1 protein-coding gene is annotated in these 2120 nt (G+C 45.6%); it reads right to left on the bottom strand.

The window, feature by feature from the left end; genetic code table 11:
• Positions 1–2120 (bottom strand): DUF2339 domain-containing protein (locus B7C60_RS12660; protein WP_245869363.1); only part of this gene is annotated, 2120 nt, incomplete at both ends.

Raw genomic sequence — 2120 nt, 5'->3', positions numbered from 1 at the left:
GCGAGCTGACATCCCATAAAAAGACTTTTAGCGCGACGCCAGCCAATATCGCGACACCAACCCGTTGCAAAATGGGGACATGACGAGTCGCCGCATACCAAGTCAATACACCACCGACCAATAAACCGGCCATTGAATAGCTGAATAATTCGGCCATCCCGGTCGGTTGCCATAATGTCATTGATGTAGACTGCCAGAATTGGCGTATCGACATCCCCAACCAAAGTGCAGCCAATATTGCGCTCGTAATAGCAAGCCACTGACGTTGAATCGCTAAAGTTGGCCAGCGTTTAGCTACCACGACGGCGAGAATCGAGGCTGGTAATAGCCAACCTAAAGTCAACATGTTGACAATTGGCAGCGCTTGAGCCGATACATGGTTGACCCAAAGTGGAGATTCAAAGGTATTGAGTAACAGCATCAAGCCAGCGAAAACGCCCCATAGTAAGTAACTATACCCTTGATAAATTGGCGTCAGTTTTTGCGCAAACTGGCTCCGATAACTGTATATCAAGCCCATCACTAACGCCTGATTGGCGAAAATAATTGCTGAGGTAAAATCAATCGCCCCCCAATAACCATATTGTCCAGTAAGCGTATAATGGGTTTGGGTAAACAGTGCCATTAGTAGCAGATGCAAACAGGCACCTTCAAACCAGTTAGACAGTTCTGTGTTAATTATTTTTAATCGAGTGCGGGCATATATCAGGATAAATAATGCCGGGAAATAACTAACGACACCCCAAAGCCAATTAGCGTTTGCCGCTGGTTGCCACGCGGGAACAAAAGGTAACAACGTCAAGCGGAGCACTAATACACTCATTGCAACCTTCACTATCCAGCTAGCAGGTGAGAAAATTCGATGCTGGATCTGCATCGTCATCACTAGGATCTGAACCGCAATGGCCATGGTCAACTCAATGTCATTCAGCCACACCCATAAACAACCAACAACCATTCCATGCACGATACCAGAGCAATGCTCGCTTAATGAATGAAAACGTCGAGCTAGCAGATAATATCCTCCAGCAATGCACAGCGAAAAAACAGTCCAAGACCAAGCATAATCAGGAATAAATACATCTAAATAAACCAGACTAATCAGGCTGATAAGTGGTACTAATATTAGTAATGTTCGAGTTGTAAACGCTGAACTATCATGCCGAGCCTGACTAAATAAACGTAGACCAATCAACACTATACAAAGGGCGAGAACCGACCAAATCACCGATTGCCACTGTAATGGATAAAGCGCATCACATACCAGCGTAAGAGCAAAAACAGCCACAGCACCGGCAATTATTGTTGGGAGAAACACTCGTAATGACCACGTTTTACGTAGGGCTGGTAGACAAATGACCGCCATCAAGAGTCCGTAAAAATAAAGAATGTGTAATAGCGTCAATTGATCGATTTTGGTGACCGATTGCAGCACCATAAAGGTCATCGCAACGGAAATAAAAACAGGCGAGTGAGACCAACGCCTTTGGCAATGACGATAGCGAGGGTGAAGCAACCACCCCATTCTCGGGACAAGAAAAATAAGATAGAGCGTCAAAGAAAGGTAAAGGATAAGCCAAGAGAAAAGCAGTTGTTGTGGTATCCACGCAATCATCATTACCATCCATACCATATGAGGTAACGCAATACTTGGTGCTAACCACGCTTTACGCATAAATTGCATTAATAATGTGGCAGCGATAGAAATGAATGCAATGTAACCGGCTAAAAGAAAATAATTAGGCTCACTACTGTTGATCCACAATGGTGCTGAATACCCGCCGATCAACCCCAGCACTGCCATTAAAGGCCCTTGGCGCATAGACAATGCCAAGCTAGTTAGCGCAGCAACGGCAAGAATCAGCAGAGAAAGGCCGGGGCTCAGCATTTGGTAAAGAATAAAAGCAAAAATAACGGTACAGTACACGCCCATTAATCCCGTCGCAGTAACGGCGGCGGGAACGTAGGTAAACTCTTTCCAGCGCATCGCACGCGTTTGCACTGTTTGCTCTCGACGATGAAACCATTCGCCAGCAAAAATAACCGTCAGAGAAAGAGCCGCAGCCAACAGAACTCTCATCAATGGAGAAAACTCAATCTGACTGCCAATCACCTGCACC

This window comes from Vibrio fujianensis, assembly GCF_002749895.1.
In the GTDB taxonomy this organism is placed as follows: domain Bacteria; phylum Pseudomonadota; class Gammaproteobacteria; order Enterobacterales; family Vibrionaceae; genus Vibrio; species Vibrio fujianensis.
This window is presented reverse-complemented; position numbering and strand designations above follow the sequence as displayed.